General features: G+C 73.4%; 5 protein-coding genes. 3 read left to right on the top strand and 2 right to left on the bottom strand.

Annotated elements, in window-relative coordinates:
- Positions 1 to 220: 220 nt before the first annotated feature.
- A complete protein-coding gene (locus IE241_RS26535; protein ID WP_190024338.1) occupies positions 221 to 658 on the top strand; it encodes a cell division protein SepF in 438 nt (145 codons plus the stop codon).
- A gap of 89 nt (positions 659 to 747) precedes the next feature.
- On the opposite strand, the gene IE241_RS26540 is transcribed toward IE241_RS26535, so the two are convergent.
- Together IE241_RS26540 and IE241_RS26545 are read right to left on the bottom strand one after the other, a co-directional pair.
- Positions 748 to 1,914: an acyl-CoA dehydrogenase family protein gene (locus IE241_RS26540; protein ID WP_190024339.1), complete on the bottom strand. Its 1,167-nt coding sequence runs from the start codon at positions 1,912 to 1,914 to the stop codon at positions 748 to 750.
- A gap of 280 nt (positions 1,915 to 2,194) precedes the next feature.
- Positions 2,195 to 3,847 (bottom strand): MFS transporter, encoded by a 1,653-nt coding sequence (locus tag IE241_RS26545; RefSeq protein ID WP_190024340.1) that lies wholly within the window; start codon positions 3,845 to 3,847, stop codon positions 2,195 to 2,197.
- 202 nt (positions 3,848 to 4,049) lie between these two features.
- Here IE241_RS26545 and IE241_RS26550 point away from each other — a divergent pair, with 202 nt between their 5' ends.
- Both IE241_RS26550 and IE241_RS26555 read left to right on the top strand, forming a co-directional pair.
- Positions 4,050 to 5,267 carry a glycosyltransferase family 39 protein gene (locus tag IE241_RS26550; RefSeq protein WP_373300767.1) on the top strand — a complete coding sequence of 406 codons (1,218 nt, stop codon included), beginning with the start codon at positions 4,050 to 4,052 and terminating at the stop codon, positions 5,265 to 5,267.
- A gap of 273 nt (positions 5,268 to 5,540) precedes the next feature.
- Complete coding sequence (locus IE241_RS26555) at positions 5,541 to 6,551, top strand: phosphatase PAP2 family protein (RefSeq protein ID WP_190024341.1); 1,011 nt, start codon at positions 5,541 to 5,543, stop codon at positions 6,549 to 6,551.
- Positions 6,552 to 6,595: the final 44 nt, after the last annotated feature.

Genomic DNA, 6,595 nt, shown 5'->3' on the forward strand with positions numbered 1-6,595 from the left:
CGGGGCCCGCCCCGCGCCCCCGAATCGCCCGCCGTAGCCGCATATGCCCAGGTCCAGGGTGCAAGAAGGGGCCTGCGGGGTTTCTGACGCACCGCCAACCGGTTTGCACCAGATGCGTCACGAAATGCTCGTCCGGCGGCTATCCACTTGGCACACCATCCGCATCATGGACGACGATAGAGAAGCGGACGGAACACCCCGCGTGTGAGAGGAGGCGTCCATGGGATCGGTGCGCAAGGCGAGTGCCTGGCTCGGCCTCGTCGACGACAGCGATGACGAGCGCTACTACGACGACGAGTACGCCGAGGGACCCGAGCCCGGTGACGCCTGGGTCACCAACCCCAAGGTGCGGGTGGCGGACGAGGTCGCACAGGAACAGGGCACGCGCATCGCCACCGTCACCCCGGACGGCTTCCGCGACGCCCGGGGCATCGGCGAGCTCTTCCGCGACGGCGTACCGGTGATCGTCAACCTCACCGGCATGGAGCCCAACGACGCCAAGCGCGTCGTGGACTTCGCCGCCGGGCTGACGTTCGGCCTGCGCGGCTCCATCGAGCGCGTGGCCAACCGGGTGTTCCTGCTGACCCCCGCCGACTACAAGGTGGTCAGCGGGGAGCCGAGGGGGCGGGCGAACGGCGGCTTCTTCAATCAGAGCTGAGCCGGGCTCCGTGGACGGGCCGGGGGTCCGGGGGTTGCCCCCCCCGGGACAGCACAGCAACCAGAGCTGAGCAGTAACAGGGCGAGGGCTTACCGGAACGCGTCGAGGCCGGTGAGCGCCTTGCCCAGCACCAGCTGGTGCATCTCCACCGTGCCCTCGTACGTCAGCACGGACTCCAGGTTCGTGGCGTGCCGCATCACCGGGTACTCCAGCGAGATCCCGTTCGCACCGAGGATCGTCCGCGCCGTCCGGCAGATCTCGATCGCCTCCCGCACGTTGTTGAGCTTGCCGAAGCTCACCTGCTCCGGCCGCAGGCTCCCCGCGTCCATCCGCCGCCCCAGGTGGTGCGCCAGCAGGATCCCCTTGTGCAGCTCCACCGCCATGTCGGCGAGCTTGGCCTGGGTGAGCTGGAAGCCGCCGATGGGCTTGCCGAACTGCTCGCGCGTGCGCGCGTAGTCGAGGGCGGTCTCGAAGCTCGTGCGCGCCGCGCCCATCGAGCCCCAGACGATCCCATACCGCGCGTGGCTCAGGCAGCTCAGCGGGCCGCGCAGCCCGGTGACCTCCGGCAGCACCGCGTCGGCGGGCAGCCGCACCTCGTCGAGGACCAGCTCGCTGGTGACCGAGGCGCGCAGCGACCACTTGTGCCGGATCTCCGGCGCGGACAGGCCGGGACTGTCGGTGGGCACGACGAAGCCCCGGATGCCGTCGTCGGTCCGGGCCCAGACCACGGCGACCCCGGCGACCGAGCCGTTGGTGATCCACATCTTGCGGCCCGTCAGCACCCAGTCGCTTCCGTCGCGCTTGGCGTACGTGCGCATGCCGGCCGGGTCCGAGCCGTGGTCGGGCTCCGTCAGGCCGAAGCAGCCGATGGTCTCCCCCGCCGCCATCGACGGCAGCCACTGCCGCTTCTGCTCCTCGGAGCCGAAGCGGTGGATCGCGTACATCGCGAGGGAGCCCTGGACGGAGACCAGGGAGCGGATGCCGGAGTCGGCGGCCTCCAGCTCCAGGCAGGCCAGGCCGTACTGGACGGCGCTCGCGCCCGCGCAGCCGTAGCCGCTGAGCTGCATGCCCAGGGCGCCGATCGAGCCGAGCTCGCGGGCGAGCTCGCGGACGCCGGGGAGTTCACCGGCCTCGTACCACTGGGCGATGTGCGGCAGGACGCGGTCGGCTGCCCAGCGGCGGACGGTGTCCCGGACGGCGATGTCCTCGGGGCTGAGCAGGTCCTCGATCCCGAGGGGATCATGCGGGTCGAACACGGCTGCCTCCGGCGGGGTGCGGGCGAATGTGTGATCGCTTCGCCAGCACGCTACGGCCGGGTAACCGGCCGAGTCCAGAGCGGGCCGGGGTGGTTCCGGCACCGCCGGACACCACGACGGTGGCTGATCGCCGTGGCGGCGGAGGGAGAGGCCCCGGACCCGCCCCTTCCCGAAACCGGGGGAGAGCCCCCGGCCCCCGGGGGGTTCGGGGGCTCTCCCCCGAGAAACGGTGAAAGGGTCCGGGGCCTCTCCCTCCGCCGCCACGGCGGGCGACCACCGCCTACCTGACCGGCGGTGCCGAACCCTCCTCAGCCGGCACCGACGCCGCAGCCATAACCGCCCCGCAGTCCATCGCCCGAGGCAACCGCAGTGCCGCAACCGCCCCCGCCAGCAGCAACACCGCGCTCAGCGCCAGCGTCACGTGCAAGCCGTGCACAAAGGAATCCCGCGCCGCGACCCGCAGCGCGGCCCCGGCGGGTCCCCCCAGCCGGGAGGCGACGTCGTACGCCTCGCCGAGGGAGTGGCTCGCGGAGGCCCCCGCCGCGCTGGGCACGCCGGGGACGGAGGCGACGCCCGGCGCATACGCGGCGTTCATGACGCTGCCCAGCAGGGCGATGCCGATGCCCGCGCCGAGCTGGTACGAGGTCTCGCCGATCGCCACGGCCCCGCCCGCGGACTCCGCGGGCGCCTCGCTGAGCATCGATTCGTACGCGCCGAAGAGCGTGGTCTCCAGCCCGAAGCCGAGCAGGACGAAGCAGCCGACGAGGACGCCGGGCCGGTCGTGGAGGCCCATCGCGGTGAGCGAGGCGACCGCCGCCGCGGTCAGCACGAAGCCGAGGGCGACCATCGTGCGCGGGCCGAGCCACTGCAGCAGGCGCGAGCCGACGAGCCCCGCGGCCATCGCGGCGAGCGTGAGCGGCAGCAGCCGCAGGCCGGTCTCCAGCGGGGTGAGCCCGAGGACGAGCTGCAGGTACTGGGCGGCTATGAGCTCCAGCCCGACGAGCGCGAGCATGGCCAGCACGATGCACCCGACGGAGGTGCCGAAAGCGGGCCGGGAGAACATCCGGAGGTCGACGAGCGGGTGGGCGCGGCGCCGCTGCCGGCGGACGAAGAGGACGAGCAGGGCGGCTCCGACCGCCCCCGGCACGATCGTGCCGAGCGAGAGCGCCTCCCCCGTGCCGGCCCGCTTCACGCCGAGGACGAGCCCGAACAGCCCGAACGCGGCCATCAGCGCACCGGTCACGTCCCACGGTCCGTCGCGGGGCCCGGTCGACTCGGGCAGGAGCCGGCGTCCCACCGGCAGGGCCACGGCCATCAGCGGGATGTTGATGAGGAAGACCGATCCCCACCAGAAGTGTTCGAGGAGGAAGCCGCCGAGCAGCGGCCCGACCGCGGCGCCCACGGCGGCGACCGCGCTCCACACGCCGACGGCGAGGGCCCGCTCGCGCCGGTCGGGGAAGACCTGGCGCAGGATCGACAGCGTGGCCGGCATGATCATCGCGCCGCCGGCGCCGAGCAGGGCGCGGGCGGCGATGAGCACCTCGGGGGTGGGGGCGAAGGCCGCGAGCGCGGAGGCCGTGCCGAAGAGCCCGTAGCCGAGCAGCAGCACCCGGCGGCGGCCGACGCGGTCGCCGAGGGTGCCGAAGAGGATGAGCAGCGAGGCGCAGACCAGCGGGTAGACGTCGACGATCCACAGCAGCTGGATCGCTCCGGGCCGCAGGTCCTCGGTGACGGCCGGGACGGCGACGTGCAGGACGGTCGCGTCGACGGCGACGAGGAGCAGGCTGACGCAGAGGACGACGAGGACGGTCCAGCGGTTCGCCCCGGCTCCGGCCCCCGGCCCGTACGGCGGCCGGAGCCGCTGTCCGCGCCGGTACCGCTGCCGGGGGACGCCGTCGGCCCGCAGCGGGCCGGCCGTGGTCGTCCCGGACATTCACACCTCCATGTCGTGCGCTCGCCGTTCGCCCGCCGGCCTGGGGACTGTGGGCCGGGGGTTACCGCCCGGGGGGTGGCCGGGGGAATCGTCGTGGGCGGGTGACTCGACAGAGTACGCGAGTCCCGGGCACGGATACGTGTGCTCCGTCACCGTCCGGGCCGATCGTGGAGGCGCTCCGCGCATGCTGGACAATTGATCGGTGACTGATCTTGTTTCTCCCGCCGGTACGGGCGCCGGGGCGGACCGGCCGCCCGTCGCCCTCCGGGTGCGTGGCGCCCTGCGCCGTGCACTGCCCGCCGTGCTGGTCTATGCGGCGGTGCGGGCACTGGGGATCGCCGTGCTCGCGGTGTGGGGGTACGTCGCGGGCAAGAGCCCGCACCAGCTGCTCTCCGCGCGCTGGGACTCCCTCTGGTACTCCCGCATCGCGGAGGACGGCTACGGCTACACCCTTCACCTGCCGGGCGGCAAGGTCCACTCGGACCTGGCGTTCTTCCCGCTGCTGCCCTGGCTGGAGCGCGGCCTCTCGGCGGTCTTCCCGCTGTCGGCGGCGGATGCCGGCCTGGTGGTCAGCGCGGTGTCCTCGCTGCTCGCGGCGTGGGCCGTCTTCCTGATCGGGGAGCGGCTGTACGGCCGGCGGGCGGGGGTGGCGCTCGTGGCGCTGTGGGCGGCGCTGCCGGTCGGCATCGTGCAGTCGATGGCGTATTCGGAGTCGCTGTTCACGGCGCTCGCGGCGTGGAGCCTGTACGCGGTGCTCACCGGCCGCTGGCTGTGGGCGGGCTCGTTCGCGGCGCTGGCCGGGCTGACGCGCCCGGTGGGGGCGGCGGTGGTCCTGGCCGTGTGGCTCGGGGTGCTGACGGCACTGCGGCGCGGGCAGAGAGGGGAGCCGCGCCACGGGGCCCGGCAGGAGCCGCGGGGACGGCGGGAGCTGCCCCGGATGCTGCTGGGCGCGGCGCTCGCACCGCTGGGCTGGCTCGCGTACTTCGTGTGGGTCGGCGTACGGACGGGCAGCCCGACGGGCTATCTGGACGTGCAGGGAGGCTGGGGCAACGGCTTCGACGGCGGGCTGGCCTTCGGTTCGTTCGTCGCGCAGCGGCTCTTCGGCCCGGCGTGGGCCGCGGGGCTCGGCCTGCTGGTGGGCGTGGGCCTGGTGCTGTGGCTGTACGCGGCGTGCGTGCGGCAGCGCCAGCCGCTGCCGCTGCTGGGTTACGCGGGGGCGGTGCTGCTGCTGGCCCTGACGGCGAAGGGGTACTTCGGCTCGAAGCCGCGCCTGATGATGCCGGCCTTCCCGCTGCTGCTGCCGCTCGCGGTGGCCCTCGGGCGGGCGCGGCCGGTGCGGGCGGTGCTCACGGTGAGCGTGGTGGTGCTGGTGTCCGCGGTGTACGGGGCGTTCTGGCTGCACGGCTCCGGCCCCCCGTGATCGTTTTCCCGGGCGGCCGCCGGGGCCCCTCCCGGAGGGGACGGAAAACGCTGTGGAACACCCCGGCCAATCCCCGATAAACGACGGGCCACAAAGGGAAACAATTGGGCTCCGGCAGCGGGCCGGGGCGGGCCGGTAATTTCCCGGACGAGAGTTGACCCGGGGAATCGAATGTGGCGCAGGTCATGCTTGAGACGCATTCCACATCACATCGTCATCACAAACAGGCCCGATCGGCCGAAGCTTCCTGTCACTCAATGTAACGTCGATTGAGTGCGTACCAACGACGAGCTCGTCCAAGCGGAGGAGCGCCCGACCGATCCCCTGCGGCCGCGGATGACCCGGACCCGCCTCGGGATCTTCGTGGCGACCTCCGTGGTCTACCTGGCGATCGTGGTCGGCGTGCTCACCACGTCCTGGCCGGTGCGGTTCGACTGGCAGGTCATGCTCTTCCGGCCGTACAAGCAGTGGCCGGAGATCCACACCTTCCTCGACTACTTCGTGGTCCTGGGCCAGCGCGGCCCGACCGCCGTCGCGGTCGCCGCCTGGCTGGGCTGGCGCACCTACAGGCAGGGGACGCTGCGGCCGCTGCTGGTCCTCGGCACCTCGCTGCTGCTGCTCAACGCCACCGTGGGCGCGGCGAAGATCGGCATGGGCCGCCTCGGTCCGCACTACGCCACCTCGATCGGCTCGAACGAGATGTTCGCGGGCGGCGACATATTCCCCTCCGGGCACACCGCCAACGCCGTGGTGACCTGGGGTGTCCTGGCCTATCTGGCCACCACCAAGCGCACCCGCCGGGTGGCCTCGGTGATCGCCGCGCTCCTCGCACTGGGCGTCGGCATGACCACGGTCTACCTCGGTACGCACTGGATGAGCGATGTGACCCTCGGCTGGACGGCCGGGCTGCTGGTGCTGCTCGCCCTGCCGTGGTTCGAGGCGCCGATGGCCCGCGCCGAGGCGTGGCTGCTGGCCCTGTGGCGCCGGGTGCGCGAGCGTGGTGTGCTCGTGCCCGTCCCGGTCGCCCCGGTGGCCGTGGCCGCCCCGCGCACCCCGGCCGACGACGAGCAGCCGGCCCGGGAGCCGGTGGGCGTCGGGAGCCGTTCCGCGGGCGTCCGCGCCACCGAGGGCCGGCCGTACCTGCCGGCCCGGCCGCACACGGCCCGCTCCGAGCGGACGCCGGTCACGCCGACCGGCAGCCGCCGCCCGCCGCACTCCGACCGGGTGCCGCGCACCACTCCGCTGGGCCCGGCCACGGGCCGCGGCCGGACGGTCGGGGGCTGACGGCCCCGCTTCCCCGCGTACGGCGGCGGCCCCGGAACCTCCTC

The sequence above is a fragment of the Streptomyces hiroshimensis genome (assembly GCF_014650335.1).
Classification (GTDB): domain Bacteria; phylum Actinomycetota; class Actinomycetes; order Streptomycetales; family Streptomycetaceae; genus Streptomyces; species Streptomyces hiroshimensis.